This is a genomic window from Sphingobacterium puteale, from assembly GCF_050986225.1.
Classification (GTDB): domain Bacteria; phylum Bacteroidota; class Bacteroidia; order Sphingobacteriales; family Sphingobacteriaceae; genus Sphingobacterium; species Sphingobacterium puteale.
The window spans coordinates 4,444,599-4,460,995 of sequence record NZ_CP158959.1; the positions used below are offsets into that span (position 1 = coordinate 4,444,599).

A 16,397-nucleotide genomic window follows, 5' to 3' on the forward strand; every position below is an offset into this window, starting at 1 on the left:
TGAATTTATATTAAAAAAAATGCGGCACAAAATCATGAAAGTTTTGTGCCGCATATATGGTTCTATGCGGAAGAATTACTTCTTCAAGTTTTCGATCAGTAGACCGGCCAATTCTTCGCCGATTCTTTCTTGTGCTTCATTTGTCGCTGCACCAATATGTGGTGTCAACGAAATCTTTGGATGTTTTAAAATTTCCTCACGTGGAGTGGGCTCGTTGTCGAATACATCTAAACCCGCGAATGCAACTTTGCCAGCATCCAATGCCTTCACCAACTCCAGTTCATCAATAACACCCCCTCTGGAAGCGTTCACCAAGCCAACACCATCTTTCAATAATGGGAATTCCGCAGCACCGATCGCTGGTTTATCCAAAAATGGTACATGCAAGGAGATAAAGTCAGAAACTTTCAACAAGTCCGTCATTTCAACCTGTTTGATCGGAACCTCAACCTGAATACCCCCAGAAAGTTCAATGGTAAGTCCTTTTGGGCCTTCAAACAGATCTGTATAAACGACATCCATTCCCAAACCAATGGCGATCTTAGCGACCTCACGACCGATACGGCCAAAGCCTACGATACCGATTGTTTTACCGCGAAGTTCAGTTCCCGCACCGTACGCCTTTTTCAAAGCACCGAATTTGGTATTTCCTTCAACAGGCATTTTCCGGTTGGCGTCATATAAAAAACGTACGCCATTCAATAGGTGTGCAAAAACTAATTCAGCAACGGATAAAGACGATGCAGCCGGTGTATTCACAACAGCGATGCCTTTTGAACGCGCATACTCCACGTCAATATTATCCATTCCCACGCCACCACGACCGATTACTTTCAAATTTGGACAGCCGTCGATCAACTCCTGACGTACCTTAGTTGCACTACGTACAGTAATAGCGTCATAAGCAAGCAACTTTTCCGCTAATTCCTCCTGAGGTATATGGTTTGTATCTACAGTATGACCGGCATCTTCCAACATTTTCTTTCCCAGTGGATCTATACCGTCATTTGCTAATATTTTCATCCTTATAATTATTTATGTGGGCCGATTTTCATTGTATCAATGACTTTGTAAACCCTGTTTGCTTTTTATGAGATGAGGTAAACAAACCTTTTGAAGATCAACGATGATCTCCATGAAGCCGGTTTATTCCATCAGCATACTTTTAATCAATTTTATAATTTGTGCGTATCTTCAAATTCTTTCATCGCATCGATTAACGCATTCACACTGCTCAATGGCAATGCGTTGTAGATTGAAGCTCTAAATCCACCTACCGAACGGTGTCCTTTAATGCCAATCAGATTACGTTCTTTCGCCAGAGTCAAAAATTCCGCTTCCAGTTCAGGCGTATCCATGACAAAAGTCACATTCATACGTGAACGATCTTCAACAGCCGCAGTTCCTTTAAATAAAGGATTGCGGTCAATTTCATCATACAGCGCACGTGCTTTAATGATATTCTCCTGCTCCAAAACAGCAACGCCACCTTTTGCTTTTAACCAGCGCAAATTCAACATCGAAACAAAGATCGAATAAACCGGAGGCGTATTATACATGGAACCGCCATCGATATGCAATTTATAATCTAACATCGAAGGCAATACACGTCCTGATTTACCCAAAATATCATCCTTAACAACAACTAAAGTCACACCGGCAGGGCCCATATTTTTTTGTGCTCCGGCATAGATCAAATCGTAATCTGCGACATTGATCTCGCGGGAAAAAATATCTGAAGACATATCCACAACTACTGGCAATTCCGTAGCTGGTTTTTCAAACACCTCGGTACCATAAATTGTATTATTTGCGGTATAGTGAAAATAAGCAGCATCCGAAGGGATTGAATATCCTTTAGGAATATAAGAATAGTTCTTATCTATCGAGGAGGCTACAACATCTACTGTTCCGAATTTCTTTGCTTCTTTTAAGGCCTTTGTCGCCCATACACCTGTATCTAAATAAGCAGCTTTACCGCCTTCAGGTAAAAGGTTTAAGGGTGCCATCGCAAATTGCAGACTTGCTCCACCTTGCAAGAAAAGAATCGAATATCCTTGTGGTACGGCTAATAATTCGCGTACTAACTGAGTCGCCTCATCTATCACTGCTTCAAACTCTTTGGAACGGTGAGAGATCTCTAAAATTGATAAACCTGTGTTGTTAAAATCAATTACAGCTTCTGAGGCTTGTTGAAATACTTCCTTTGGCAGAATACATGGACCTGCTCCAAAATTATGTTTCATTGATGTTATAGTTTGTTTGATTGCCCTTTCTGAACCCTAGTAAAGCAATCTGTTGTTTTAAAAACCAAAGGTAAAATAAAATTATATATTTTTCAACTATTCTGTTTTTTTATTGATAATTTACAAAATTATGATTGATTTCAATAAAAATATCACACAACAACATACCGATTGGTTGTTAAAATAATCACAGAAGAAGGACCTTCCAGGCCATATCTAATTGATTATCTTGCAAATACTCTTTCGCTTTAAGCTGAAGATGGACATTGCGTGAGGATTGATCACCGATAAAGGCATTTAATAATTCATAGATTTCAGGCAGGGATGTAATTTCATCCACTTCTTGTGGTGTAGGCAAACGGTCTTTCTGAGCCAGTTTAATTTTATCTTCCGCACTAAATACGGTGGATTCTTTTACAAAAAGGGGAAGTTGATCGTGATGCATAAAAAAGCAGAAATTTTAATCAAATTTCTGCTTAATATCTTAAAAAAGAAAATTCTTATAATTTTTCAATGATCCGATCTGCGAACTCACTGGTTTTGACCAATATTGCATCATCCATTAGATTGTAAAAATCCACGGTCACCGTTTTTGCGATAATGGTTTCCCCAAGTGCCTTTACGATAGCTGCAGAAGCCTCTGTCCAGCCTAAATATTCGAGCATCATCACTCCACTGAGAATAACAGATGACGGATTCATGGTATTTGTATTTGCAAATCGTGGTGCCGTACCATGAGTAGCTTCAAAAACGGCATGCCCGGTCTTAAAGTTTATGTTCGCTCCAGGCGCTATTCCTATCCCGCCAACCATAGCTGCAAGGGCATCGGAGATATAATCGCCGTTTAAATTCAACGTAGCCACTACCGAAAAATCACGTGGATTAAGCAAGATCTGTTGCAAGAAATTATCCGCAATGATATCCTTGATCAGGATTTTGCCCGAAGCTAAAGCTTCTTTCTGTTCCTGGTTGGCAGCTGACTCACCTTTCTCTGCTTTGGTTCGCTCCCATTGCCCCCAGGTATAGGTTTTATCCGCAAATTCTGTTTCTGCAACCTCGAAACCCCAGATTTTAAAAGCCCCTTCGGTATATTTCATGATATTTCCCTTGTGGACGATGGTCACCGAAGGTAATCCATATTGAATGGCATGTTCGATCGCCGCGCGAACCAGACGTTTGGATCCTTCTTCAGAAACCAATTTGACGCCAACCCCTGTCGTACTCGAAAAGTTATAATCAATATCAAGTTCGTCATGAAGGAAATCCTGCAATTTATTGGATTCAGCACTGCCAGCCTGAAACTCTATCCCCGCATAAATGTCTTCGGTATTTTCCCGAAAAATTACCATATCCACATACTCGGGATGTCTGACCGGAGAGGGCACACCTTCAAACCATTTTGTAGGTCTTTGACAGACGTAGAGATCCAGATCCTTCCGCAAGGCTACATTCAAAGAGCGGATACCACCGCCTACAGGTGTGGTCAAAGGTCCTTTTATACCCACCAGATATTCGCGTAATACAGTTAAAGTTTCCTTCGGCAACCACTCTCCTGTTTCATGAAATGCTTTTTCCCCTGCCAAAACTTCTTTCCAGCTGATTTTCCGCCGTCCATTGTATACCTTCTCTACAGCACGATCAAAAACACGCACTGCCGCATGCCATAGGTCAGGGCCTATGCCATCACCGATGATAAAAGGAATCGTTGGGAAATCTGGAACCTGTAATTTTCCTTCATTGGACATTGTAATTTTATTCGACATAAATCTGCATTTTTAGCGGATAGCAACTATCCTTTATTAAACATATTTCCAATCTCTTTACTAATCTTCCGGAATATCGGTGCAGCCTCAACATCCTCATATTCGTCGATATGTGCATTCTCTATTCTACTAGGAAACACCAAAACAAGGTTTTCGTTTGCGTAGATACGATCTAATTTTTTTGCAACACCATCCAGCGAATCCCGATAGGATACTTCCCCATTCCGTGCAGAAACAAAGATAAACATGGAATCATCTTCCTTAAACGCTTTTAGTCCCTGCAAATTATCCCAATCATCGTAATGCCTGAACGTCACGGGAACAGAGTTTTTAATATCGATGAGATGCGCATTGACCGCCGCAGCAGACCGCGTATCAACGACGAAAGAAATAGGAACAGAGAGCTCCTGAGCAAGTTTGATCACCTTTTCCAACCAGTATTCAAAACCAAACTCAGCCTCACACATCGGCGGAGCAAACACAACAATGGATTTATTGGAAATAAATGGCTTTTTAAAATGACAGAGCATTACATTGGCCGACGTTCTGTTGAGAATACTTTCTGTTTTTTCGCCGACAAATTTATCCATAAAATTGGCTGCGCTTGGCCAGCCCAGCACAATACAATTTGCCGACACCTCTTTTGCTGACCGGGCCACACCGCTGGCAATATTTAAATCTATCGTTGCACTGATATTGACATTTGTCTCTGAACCCGAAGCATAACGCACCATGTTGTCCAAATTTTTACGTGCGCGGGCCATATTCAGTTGTGCCTGCTCATTATCCTTTACTACAGATACAATACTCACTGGATAGGTACACTTTTTACTCTTGATGTAAGTTGAAAAATCAAGGATCGGCTCCATATTATCCATATTAGCAATAGAGATCAGGATATTTTCATCTTTCTCTTTTACCACATCGGTATGCTCCTCATCCTGTTCGCCATCCATAACCACTTTTTTAGAAGCATTTCCCGTGACGATGGTCGCAACTATACAGGTTACCAAAATGAGCAAAATTGTTCCGTTCAGCACATTTTCATCTATAATTCCGTTTTTGTGACCGACCATTATAACCGCCAATGTAGCAGCAGCATGCGCGCTACTCAGACCGAAAATCAGGTTGCGCTGCCCACGGCTATACTTAAATATTTTCTGTGTCAGCCAAGCCGCCACATATTTCCCCGCAATAGCCACAATCGTGAGCGTACCGGCTATAATTAATGCCTGAGGTCCTTTCAAAATAACACTTACATCCACAATCATACCTACAGATATAAGAAAAAAAGGAATGAAAATAGCATTACCAATGAATTCGATTCGATTCATCAGTGCTGAAGAATGTGGTATCAATTTATTCAAAGCCAATCCCGCCACAAACGCTCCGATAATGGGTTCCAAACCCGCTATTTCTGCCAGAAAGGCAGCAAAAAATACAACGGAAAGCACAAAAATATAGTTTGCTGTCTTTTCACTGCCCAGCCGCTCAAAAAACCATTTCGCAATCCTTGGAATAATACCAAACATTATAAAGAGGAAAATCGCAAAGGAAATACCGAGTGTAACCCAAAATTCATTTCCTATATTCCCTTGTGACACACCTGTAATGACAGCCAGGATAATGAGCACCGCCGTATCAGTCAGAATCGTTCCACCAATGGTAATCGCCACCGCTTCCATCTTAGAAATCCCATAACTATTCACGATGGGATAAGACACCAAAGTATGCGTCGCAAACATACTTGATATCAACAGACTCGCCAGCACATCATAGCCCAACAGGAAATGACAAACGGGATAACCGATGCTTATGGGAACGATAAATGTAAAAAAACCAAACAGTAAGCTTTTATTTTTAGTTTTTTTGAATTCATTCATATCCAGTTCCAGCCCGGCAATAAACATGATATATAAAAGCCCTATGGTCGAAAATAGGTTAATAGCTGAATTTTTCTCCAGCCAATTTAATCCGTGGGGGCCAATAATGACACCGGAGATTATCAGTCCGATAATACCCGGTACTTTAATTGGCCGAAGGATGATTGGGGAAAGAAGAATAATAAAGAGTACCAGTGAAAAAATAAGTACAGGATTTTGTAAAGGCGCTTCAAAAGCTTGGGAAATATGCTCGAAAGTTTTATTCATATGTGCTCGTATGCTATCGGTAAAATATATCTATTATTTCCTTACTAGCCGAAAATAGCTAACAACCCTAAAAATACGATTTTTCCTGCAAAACGAGTCCTAAAAAAAGGCCTACTTAAAAGAAATTGCTTTTATCGGACTAATCTTGGTAATTAACATCGAAGGAATAAACAGGGAAACCATACCAATGAAGACTACAGCAAGATTGACCAATACAACGTCTGACCAATAAAGCTTTACAGCCACATAAGAAATATAGTAGGTTTGCTCATCCAACTTAAAAAAATGGGTATAATCCTGCAGAAAATAAAAGCCTAAACCGATGAGATTACCGATCAGCAGACCAAGACCGATCAGGTATAATGCGCTATACATAAACACCCGCCGAATACCCGCATTATGGTAGCCCAGAGCCTTTAAAATACCGATCATGGAGGTACGCTCAAGGATAGTAATCAATAAGGCCGAAATCATATTGATAATAGCTACCACAGTCATGAGTATAAAGATAATCTTGGTATTCATATCCAGTAGATCCAACCACTGGAAAATATCCGGCACCTGATCTTTAATATTGATTGCCTGCATATCAATCGGCAGCATATCCTCTATTTTAGCTGTTGTCGGTCCCAGCTGACTGAAATCTTTAATCCGAATTTCATACCCCCCTACCTCATTGTCATCAAGATTGCTCAGTTTTCTAATGAGGTTAAGCGACCCGATCACGTACACCTTGTCCAGTTCTTCCGAGCCTGTATTAAATATTCCTTTAATGACAAACTTTCTTTTACGGATAGGCTCCTGAACAAAATACATAATAAAATCATCACCTACCTTTAGGAGAAGCCGGTCGGCCAGATATTTAGAGATTAAAATCTGATTATCCACAGTCTCAGACTTAAAGTCTATCGTATCCCCTTCGAGCAGCATATTTTTTATCGGCTGCTGATCATATAGTGAATCTATTCCTTTTAAAACAACACCTTCCACCTCATCATTCACATTGATGATGCCAGCCTTCGTCGCAAATGCGTTGATGGAATACACTTGCGGATTCGCTAATATGGTTTTATGAAGTTTGGGTGTAAGTGAAATCGGTGAATTTTCGTAGGATTTATTTAGATCGTAACGCAAGACCAGTATATCCGCAAAAAAGCCGCGTTGCTTGCTAATAATTTCCCCTTTAAATCCCCGCAAAACAGCAATAGAGATAATAATGGCAGCAATGGCTAGCGCAATTGCACCAATTGTAACCCGAACAATCAATTTGGAGAAAGTCCGTTTACCGGAAAATGCTATTCGATTTGCTAAAAAATAAGGAAAATTCAAGCTTTCAATATATTTATGTAACTTCGCAAAGTTATAAAAATTTGTTATTTACAAAACTGTAATAACAAATAATTGGCGCTTTCGCGGCGGATTGATTATCCGCCAAGTTATTGATTAATTTTAAGAATTTTATAAAAAACACCTCTACTATGCGTATCATTTTCATGGGGACCCCTGACTTTGCTGTTGCTTCACTTAAAGCACTCATTCAATCTGGCGAACAAGTCGTTGCTGTAGTGACGGTACCGGACAAGCCTGCAGGTCGCGGACAAAAAATTCATGAATCAGCAGTTAAGGTATACGCTAAACAACATAATATCCCCGTACTTCAACCCTTCAAACTTCGCGATGAGGCTTTTTTGACTGAACTAAAGAGCTATCAGGCCGACCTTCAGATCGTAGTTGCATTCCGCATGTTACCCGAAATGGTCTGGAATATGCCGAAATACGGCACAATAAACGTCCACGCTTCTTTACTTCCACAGTACAGGGGGGCTGCACCGATAAATCATGCCATTATGAACGGTGAAAAAGAATCTGGCGTGACCACATTCCTATTGCAGCATGAAATTGACACGGGAAATATACTGTTGGCCAAAAAAGTTGCTATCCTAGAAATGGACACTGCCGGAGATCTTCACGACAAGCTGATGCATGCAGGAGCCCAAACATTGCTCCAAACAATCCAGGCGTTAAAAGCAGGAACTTTGCAACCTAAAAGCCAAGACAACATAGTTCCAACAACCTCATTGAAACATGCACCAAAAATCTTCAAAGATGATTGTAAAATCAACTGGAATCAATCTACCGACGTTGTTTACAACTTTATACGCGGACTTAGTCCTTACCCAACAGCATTCACAACCCTGAAAGACAAAGTCTTAAAAATATATCAAACGGAAAAAGAGCAAACAGCTATTGCTGTCGCTCCCGGAACAATAGAGACAGATCAAAAAAGCTATTTAAAGTTTGCAACGCAAGATGGCTATATCAGCGTATCAGAACTGCAGCTGGAAGGCAAAAAGAAAATGAATGTCGTAGACTTTTTAAAAGGCTACAGATTCTAGATTTTCTAATCACCACCGTCATAATATTGTAACAAATCACCAGGCTGGCAGTCTAGCGCTTTACATATTGCTTCAAGTGTATCTAACCGCAGGGCCTTGGCCTTTTGGTTTTTTATGATTGAAAGATTAGAAAGCGTAATCCCTACACTATCACTCAATTGGTTAAGTGACATTTTTTTCTCTTTCATTATTTTATCCAAATGAATTAAGATTGGCATATTATAATTTTTATTCCTTTAAATTTATTTAATGTCTCTAGTAAAACAAAACATATATCTTTTTGTTTTATCATAAAATTATCATTTTAAAATAAATTGAAAGAATGCAGCCCACGTAACATATCTGATATCATTAGGTAAATTACTTGAGAATAGAAAAAAAATAAAAATAGTTAGGGCTTTAAATATCAATCAGTTGAATATTAAAGCTACAATTGAGGAAGAAAAACATTATTAAATGGAATAGTTTTTGATGGTGTAAAATGAAGGTCTACCAAATCATAACTCATTATAGATGAGCGGATAGATAATCCATTTTCCATTAATAATTCAAAAATTTTTCGTATTTTCGCAAACATTTCTTAGAGAGGAGAATTAATAAAAATTAATGAGACAGCTCAAAATTACACAATCTATCACCAATCGTGAGTCCCAGTCTTTGGACAAATACTTACATGAAATTGGTAAAGTAGACTTAATTACAGCAGAAGAAGAAGTAGAATTAGCACAGCGCATCCGCGAAGGCGATCAAGTTGCCTTGGAAAAATTGACTAAAACCAACCTTCGTTTCGTAGTATCAGTAGCAAAACAATATCAAAATCAAGGATTGACCTTAGGTGATTTAATCAATGAAGGCAACCTGGGCTTAATTAAAGCAGCTAAACGTTTTGACGAAACAAAGGGTTTTAAATTTATTTCTTATGCCGTTTGGTGGATTCGCCAATCTATTCTTCAAGCAATTGCTGAACAATCACGTATCGTACGTCTGCCATTGAACCAAGTCGGTTCTCTAAGCAAAATCAGTAAGGCTTTCTCAAAACTAGAACAGGAATACGAGCGGGAGCCATCTCCTGAAGAACTGGCAGATATCCTTGAAACCACCGTTGATAAGGTTTCGGACACCTTAAGTAATTCTGGCCGTCACGTATCCATGGATGCCCCCTTTGTTCAAGGTGAAGAAAACACACTCTTGGACGTATTGGAAAACCATGATCCAGATACGGATAGCTCTTTAATTGATGAATCTCTTTCAGAAGAAATCAAGCGATCATTGGCAACTTTAACAGAAAGAGAACGTGAAATCATCGTTCTATTCTTTGGATTAGGTTCCAACCACCAACTGTCGCTTGAAGAAATCGGCGAGAAATTCAATTTGACACGGGAACGCGTACGTCAAATTAAAGACAAGGCTCTTCAACGTTTGAGACACACTTCAAGAAGCAAAATCTTAAAATCTTATTTAGGTTAAAAAAGATATTTATTGAAATTTTTAGCAATCCCAATCAGAAATGATTGGGATTTTTTTTATACAATAAAAAGGGTCGTTTACTTGATGCAGTAAACGACCCTTTTTATTGTATGTGCAATGGATTCTACCCTATTTAGAGTCTGGCATCAAAATAAATTCAAAAAGTCGATCTTTTTTCAAATATTTTCCCGCGACATCCTGTACAGATTTCGGCGTGACTTTATTCAGGTTCTCCGTGCGACGTGTATATCTACTGATATCCAGATCATTTTGGTAAGAACTGGAGATATAATTCAGCCAATAGCCGTTCTCCCGCAGGTTTAATTCGTTCTGCCTTCTTTGTTCCGCCACAAATTTTTCGATATCCACCTTTTCTGGACCTTGATCCTGAATCTTTTTCACCTCGTCCAATGCCGAAGCGATCAATGCATCCGCTTTATCTACCGCCGAACCGAAACCAATTGAAAAGGCATAACGTGCTTTAGGAAGTTTATTGAAACCGGAACGGGCACCGACGCCATACACACCGCCTTCTTTCTCACGCAATCGTTCAAGTAATTTGATCGTCAACACACTCTCCAAAGCTTCCATATTAACATTTTCAGCTTCACTATAGTCATAGTCTCCATAATAAGCCAATTGCGTACTTGCCTTCTGCTCCTTGCCTTTGTGCACGACAACACGCTCCCCTTTAGCCGGCTCCAGAATATTTAAGTCTTTATAGTTCTCTCCCCTTTTGACTGCAGGTAGAGAGGCAAGATAAGTCTCAATATAGGGTTTAATCTGGTTTTCATCAAATGATCCTACAATAGTAAAAACGAAATCCGAAGCATCTGCAAATCGTTCTTTATAAATTGCCAATGCACGATTCGGATCAATCTTTGTAAGCGTTTCGACTGTCGGGTTTTGTCTCCGAACATTATTACCATAGAGCACCTCTTTTACTTTATCTGAAAAGACATTATTGGGATCGCTCAGCCTGTTCTCCAATGATCCTTTTGCTCTGGTCATAGTACTCTGAAAGATATCGCTATCCAGCCGTGGTTCCGTAAAATAACCATAAATTAACTCAAAGGCATTTTTCAGGCCTTCTTTATCTGTGCGACCAGAGATACCCTCATAGCGCTCGGAAATATACGGTGAAATCGAAACCTCCTTCCCAGCAAGATATTTCGTTAATTCGACATTACTCATTTGTCCAACACCACTTGCGTCCACCAATGAGGATGCATTTGAGGCCGAGAAATAATCCGCATCAGGGTATAACGATGTTCCCCCCGGGCTATAAGCCACAATCTGAATTTCGTCATTCTTAAAATCTGTTGGTTTTAAGATCACCTTCACGCCATTGCTCAATTGCAATTCCTTCGCTTGAACCGCGCCAATGTCTTTTGAAGACAGAATAGTACCCTTGACAGGCTCTTTGGATAGCAAAGGCAGATTAGAGACCTTATCTTCGTAAGCAGAGACCGGAGTATCTTCGACAGCCTTTACCCAGCCTAGAACAGCTTGTTCCGTAGGCAGGTTAGCTTTTTCCTTTTCGGGGCCCATAATCAATATATCACGATTTAAATCGGTATAATATTTTTTGACCAAGGCATTTACCTCTTCCAGTTTTAAGGTGGGCAATAATTGTTTCGTTAAGTTATAAGAAGCCTCATTACTCAAGGCAGGTTCGTGGTCAATAAAGTAGTTCAGATAACGGTTGACATAGCTATCGGATTTTTTCTTATCCCGCTCGATATAGGCCATTTCATTGCCCTTCTTCATATCAGCGAGCGCCCGATCAAGCTCAGTCTGTGTAAAGCCGTATTTTTGGATACGCTCAAATTCGGTCAACATCGCTTTAAACCCTGATTCCAGTTCTCCCGGTTTGGGTACCACCACTAGGGAGAATGTATTTAAGTTAGCCACGAAATCGCCGATACTACCCCCTGCTTGCATAAAAGGTGGATTGGGTTGCTGCATCAGCTCAGAAAAACGGCCAGCAATCATCTGATTGAAAATGCTTTTGAGCAATTCATTACGGTAATCTCCAACGGTAACCACCTTTTCCTTTTCGTTCTTGATCAGGATCTGGGCTACGGTATAAGGAAGTTCTGGATCCGAGATCGTCAAAAATTGATTTTTATTCAACAGATCGACCCGAAACTCTTTACGTGGAAGAACCTTCTTCGGCATCGTCATATCCGAAAATAACGCCTTCACTTTTTCTTCGATTGCTTTAGGATCAATATCACCTACAATAATGAGCGCCTGCAGATCTGGGCGGTACCAGTCCTGGTGAAACTTACGTATTTCGCTATATGGAAAGGTCTTTAAAATTTCTTCCGTACCAATCGGTAAACGTTTTGAATAAAGAGATCCGTTGAGTACCATCGGAAAATACTGATCTTGCAGACGTTGTTGCACGCCCCTTCCCCCACGTTTCTCTTCCAAAATTACCCCACGTTCTTTATCAATTTCCTCTCCATCCAATAAAGCATCTTGTGCCCAGTCGCGCATGACCTGCAATCCATTTTTCAACAATTCTGGATCATCCGACGGTATAGGTAATTGATAGACTGTTTGATCAAAACTGGTATAGGCATTCAGATCCGAGCCAAACCGGACACCAGCTTTCTGGAGGTAATTGACAAGTTCATTTTTTGGAAAATGCTTCAGACCATTAAAGTTCATGTGTTCCAAAAAATGCGCCAACCCGAGCTGCTTTTCATTTTCCAGGATCGAACCAGCTTTCATGCCCAAATACATCGTAACGCGGCCCTTGGGCTCTGTATTTTTACGGATAAAATATGTAAATCCATTTTTTAGTTTACCGGTGACAACTTCATTGTCGAAAGGCAATTTTTGATTTAAGGCCAAACTATCCTGTGACAGAATAGCTCTGGCTTCCGCCCTCAAGCTGGTTGGCATTTTTGCTTCTACTCCATAGAAAGTCGCGGGTAGTAAAAAGACTAATGCAAGTGGTTTAATGAATTTCATACAAAAAAACTCTTTTTTTTAATTTTTTGCTATTTGTTTATATTAGGGTAAACGGGACTGGAGACCAATTGTCCCGATAGATAGTGAATACGGATAAAATATTTTTAATATCCCTTACGGGATGGAGCTTCTCATTCCTATTGCTCATGTTTTGTAAAAAATACGCTTAAAAATACAGAATATCTTTCGAAAAGAACAATAGTTAATTGTAATTTTGTTGCAAATGGATTTCAGCAACTGGCAGGTCATAAAAAAAGAATTCGAGCAATTTCTAAAGTTCGAACGGGGTTTAAGCATCAACTCAATAGACGCCTATCTGAACGATGTTTCTAAATTCCAGGTCTATTGTGAGGATAACAACCTCGTTTTAAATCAGATTGCCCGCAAAGATATTCAGCATTTTCTACAGTGGTTGCAGGAATTTAATATCTCGCCGTTCACACAATCGCGTTTGATATCCGGACTGAAAACATTTTTTAGTTTTTTGATCATCGAACATGAACTGGACAACAATCCGACAGAACTGCTGCAGGCACCACGGCTGAGCAGAAAACTGCCGAGTGTATTGAGCATTCATGAAATTGACCAATTGATTGCAGCCATAGATCTTTCCAGCACGGAGGGCGAACGCAATAAAACAATTATTGAAGTATTATATGGTTGTGGACTGCGGGTATCCGAACTCGTCAACCTCAAAATATCCAATTTGTTTCTCGATGTAGAATTTATCAAAGTGGAAGGCAAAGGCAGTAAAGAACGACTGATTCCCATCGGTCAGCAGGCGATCAAACACTTGAGGCTCTATTTGGATTCCGTTAGACCACATATTAAAATCAAAGATGGGAATGAGGACATTGTATTTCTGAACAGAAGAGGTTCGGCTTTATCTAGGGTGATGATCTTTCTGATCATTAAGGAACTTGCTCAAAAAATTGGATTGCAAAAGACGGTTAGCCCCCATACATTTAGACATAGCTTTGCCTCTCACCTCGTTGAAGGCGGTGCTGATCTAAGGGCTGTACAAGATATGTTGGGGCATGAAAGCATTACAACGACTGAAATATATACACATATCGATCGGGATTACCTCCATTCCATCATCACGCAATACCATCCCAGATCTTAATCTGTTATCGGTTGGGTAAATCAATACATAAGTTTAAAACGGTTGTTGTGCCAAATGCAATGATATTTTTTGCCACCCTACCCAATGGAATTTGCAGTCCGAATAAAGCACCCGAGCAAACAGTGCAGCACAACTTAAACGCAACCATGAATACATATTACTAATAGACAAAAAGTTAGGTCAGAAAATCGGAATGGCATAAATTATAAAAGCTGGGCGGCTAAAACAAGGATGGCCATGCTGCTGAAATTCCCCGTTCAAAAGTTTAAATTTTATCGCAAAGATTATTTGTAAGATCTGGAAAATAGTATATCTTTGCGACACGTTCCCGTAGTTCAATGGATAGAATTTCAGATTCCGGTTCTGACGATGTGGGTTCGACCCCCGCCGGGAACACATCCTATTTAACAATAAAAAAGACGATCAATTGATCGTCTTTTTTATTTAACAACTATAACTCCAAGTTCTTCAAGTATCTCCAGCTAACATTCTATTGCTAGCATGCTTGTCTAGCCCCAAATTTAGGACAAATTCTTTTGCAGCAATTTATGCTGAGATGCCGTAAATATATTCCGAAATAAAATATTGATTTCATTGTCAGTTTTTGCGCCCGAAATCCCCGTATGGGGATAGAGTTTAATGACATTAGATAGAATAATCTCCACAAAGTCTCTACTTTCCATTGCTATACGCTCATATAAAGTGGTATTATCAGCTTCATTCTCAAGATTATCCCAAGATCGAACAGCAAGCTCCATGATACTATTTTCCCTAGCTGTATAGTCCTGCTGCATTTCATCCAACATCCGAAAAGCAGCTTTACTTTCCGCGCTTTCCCATCTCCCACCATTAGACTTCAATACAAATAACTTCTCGATCAAATCCAAAAACCGATGATACATCCCCATAAAGTTTACCAGTAAGGTCAACTCTGCAAACGGCATAAAAGGGTATTGGTAGAGTAGCTCCGTCCGTGTACTTTTTGAGGCATCGATAAAAAATGACTGATGCTCATCCACCCGTATATTGTCTAGCGAAAAGGAATGCGATGCTGTCGCCTCCAGGCCAAATGTATCCCAATCATAATGAATCAATACAAATTCACGCGCCACAAAGAACGATTTTACAAGTGGGTCTCCCCCCTCATCCAATAGCGGCTTTCCATCCTCCTGAATATAGGCGTTCAAGGTAAAGTGTGTCAAGTGGGGAGCTCCGGTAGCATATTTCCAAAGCCCTTTCAGGCGATAAGATTTACCCTCACGTTCAGCCACACCAGCAACCTGACCACTGCCGCCAAAACATACCGTTTTTGAGTTGAAAATATCCTGTCCGACCGCTGGATCAATAAAGCCAGTAAAAAGATTCGCACCGGCACATAAAGTTACTGTCCACGCCAATCCCCCATCATGATAAGCCAGCTCCTTCAACAAAGAAAGCCCACTGACCAAATCCAGCCCCAGGCCATTCAAAGATTGTGGTACCCAGATTTTAAACCACTTGTTCCGGTATATTAGCTCAAGCTGCTCATTAGACAAACTCTTTTGCTGAATTCCTTTGCGTTGCTGGTCCTTAAGAACAGCGATATCCCCATCAATCAGTTGCATATTTCTTTTCATCACTTAATATTCTCCGCCAATTAAAATACCCACTAAAAGCCATCACAAATAAAAATAAGGTTAAAGCAGCATACAGGAATAAACCCTTGTGCATCAGCAAAGGAATCGCCATCAGATTGCTGATGTTAAGCAAAATCCAATTTTCAAGTTTACGTTTCGCCAGCAGCCACATCCCCGCCCATGCTGTGCAGGAAACAAAGGAGTCCCATAGCGGAACATCTGAATCAGTTAAATGCACCAGACCAAAATAGAACGACAGAAAACCTGCCACACAGATAAAACCAACGATCTGCCAATCGCTGACTGTACTACGACTGATCGGCACTATATTATCACTGCTATATTTCCAGTAGATCCAGCCATAAACACTCATGACAAGATAATACAGATGCAACAATATTTCGGCGTATAATTTTGCATGGAATAAAACATATACCGAGATAATGATACCTATAATCCCAAAGAGGTAATTGACCGATTTATTCTGTCGCGAAAACCAAACCTGCAGGATACCAAAACAGACCCCCAGCCATTCGGCTATTGTGGCCTGTTGTATTTGTTTAATAAAAGCTTCGAAAATTGTCTCAGAAGTCATTCAAATGTTTATTATTTTGTGTAATTACATAATAAACTTACGAGCGGAAAAAC

At 40.1% G+C, this 16,397-nt stretch carries 13 protein-coding genes and 1 tRNA gene; 4 read left to right on the plus strand and 10 right to left on the minus strand.

Going from position 1 to position 16,397, the window contains the following annotated elements; translation table 11 throughout:
• Window positions 1-75: 75 nt before the first annotated feature.
• The 6 genes from ABTV71_RS19015 to ABTV71_RS19040 all read right to left on the minus strand — a co-directional run bounded on the left by ABTV71_RS19015 (window position 76) and on the right by ABTV71_RS19040 (window position 7,488).
• Window positions 76-1,023 (minus strand): D-2-hydroxyacid dehydrogenase, encoded by a 948-nt coding sequence (locus ABTV71_RS19015; protein ID WP_433900700.1) that lies wholly within the window; start codon window positions 1,021-1,023, stop codon window positions 76-78.
• Window positions 1,024-1,175: 152 nt separating this feature from the next.
• On the minus strand, window positions 1,176-2,246 hold the full coding sequence (serC, locus tag ABTV71_RS19020; RefSeq protein WP_121123613.1) for a 3-phosphoserine/phosphohydroxythreonine transaminase: 1,071 nt from the start codon (window positions 2,244-2,246) through the stop codon (window positions 1,176-1,178).
• Between the two features lie 187 nt (window positions 2,247-2,433).
• Entirely contained in the window at window positions 2,434-2,691 is a 258-nt protein-coding gene (locus ABTV71_RS19025) for a hypothetical protein (protein WP_433900701.1), read from the minus strand.
• A gap of 55 nt (window positions 2,692-2,746) precedes the next feature.
• Window positions 2,747-4,009 carry an NADP-dependent isocitrate dehydrogenase gene (gene icd, locus ABTV71_RS19030; RefSeq protein WP_433900702.1) on the minus strand — a complete coding sequence of 421 codons (1,263 nt, stop codon included), beginning with the start codon at window positions 4,007-4,009 and terminating at the stop codon, window positions 2,747-2,749.
• A 26-nt stretch (window positions 4,010-4,035) separates the two neighbouring features.
• Window positions 4,036-6,159 carry a cation:proton antiporter gene (locus ABTV71_RS19035; RefSeq protein ID WP_121123618.1) on the minus strand — a complete coding sequence of 708 codons (2,124 nt, stop codon included), beginning with the start codon at window positions 6,157-6,159 and terminating at the stop codon, window positions 4,036-4,038.
• A 111-nt stretch (window positions 6,160-6,270) separates the two neighbouring features.
• A complete protein-coding gene (locus ABTV71_RS19040; protein WP_121123620.1) occupies window positions 6,271-7,488 on the minus strand; it encodes an ABC transporter permease in 1,218 nt (405 codons plus the stop codon).
• A gap of 149 nt (window positions 7,489-7,637) precedes the next feature.
• Between ABTV71_RS19040 and fmt the strand changes: the two genes are divergently transcribed.
• Window positions 7,638-8,555 (plus strand): methionyl-tRNA formyltransferase, encoded by a 918-nt coding sequence (gene fmt / locus ABTV71_RS19045; protein WP_433900703.1) that lies wholly within the window; start codon window positions 7,638-7,640, stop codon window positions 8,553-8,555.
• Window positions 8,556-8,560: 5 nt separating this feature from the next.
• Here the strand turns inward: fmt and ABTV71_RS19050 are convergent, their stop codons facing one another.
• Window positions 8,561-8,773, minus strand: a complete 213-nt coding sequence (locus ABTV71_RS19050; RefSeq protein ID WP_121123624.1) for a helix-turn-helix domain-containing protein — start codon at window positions 8,771-8,773, stop codon at window positions 8,561-8,563.
• Between the two features lie 388 nt (window positions 8,774-9,161).
• Here ABTV71_RS19050 and ABTV71_RS19055 point away from each other — a divergent pair, with 388 nt between their 5' ends.
• Window positions 9,162-10,022: a sigma-70 family RNA polymerase sigma factor gene (locus tag ABTV71_RS19055; protein WP_028068906.1), complete on the plus strand. Its 861-nt coding sequence runs from the start codon at window positions 9,162-9,164 to the stop codon at window positions 10,020-10,022.
• 129 nt (window positions 10,023-10,151) lie between these two features.
• Here ABTV71_RS19055 and ABTV71_RS19060 read toward each other — a convergent pair whose 3' ends face one another.
• Window positions 10,152-13,007 carry a M16 family metallopeptidase gene (locus tag ABTV71_RS19060; protein WP_433900704.1) on the minus strand — a complete coding sequence of 952 codons (2,856 nt, stop codon included), beginning with the start codon at window positions 13,005-13,007 and terminating at the stop codon, window positions 10,152-10,154.
• A gap of 223 nt (window positions 13,008-13,230) precedes the next feature.
• Between ABTV71_RS19060 and xerD the strand changes: the two genes are divergently transcribed.
• Both xerD and ABTV71_RS19070 read left to right on the plus strand, forming a co-directional pair.
• A complete protein-coding gene (gene xerD, locus ABTV71_RS19065) occupies window positions 13,231-14,133 on the plus strand; it encodes a site-specific tyrosine recombinase XerD (protein ID WP_433900705.1) in 903 nt (300 codons plus the stop codon).
• A 324-nt stretch (window positions 14,134-14,457) separates the two neighbouring features.
• Window positions 14,458-14,529: transfer RNA gene (locus tag ABTV71_RS19070), tRNA-Arg, on the plus strand.
• Window positions 14,530-14,654: 125 nt separating this feature from the next.
• Here the strand turns inward: ABTV71_RS19070 and ABTV71_RS19075 are convergent.
• Both ABTV71_RS19075 and pnuC read right to left on the minus strand, forming a co-directional pair.
• Window positions 14,655-15,749, minus strand: coding sequence for an acyl-CoA dehydrogenase (locus tag ABTV71_RS19075; protein WP_433900706.1), 1,095 nt, complete (start codon window positions 15,747-15,749; stop codon window positions 14,655-14,657).
• Complete coding sequence (gene pnuC / locus ABTV71_RS19080; RefSeq protein ID WP_433900707.1) at window positions 15,724-16,344, minus strand: nicotinamide riboside transporter PnuC; 621 nt, start codon at window positions 16,342-16,344, stop codon at window positions 15,724-15,726. The genes ABTV71_RS19075 and pnuC overlap by 26 nt, the downstream gene beginning before the upstream one ends.
• Between the last annotated feature and the right edge of the window lie 53 nt (window positions 16,345-16,397).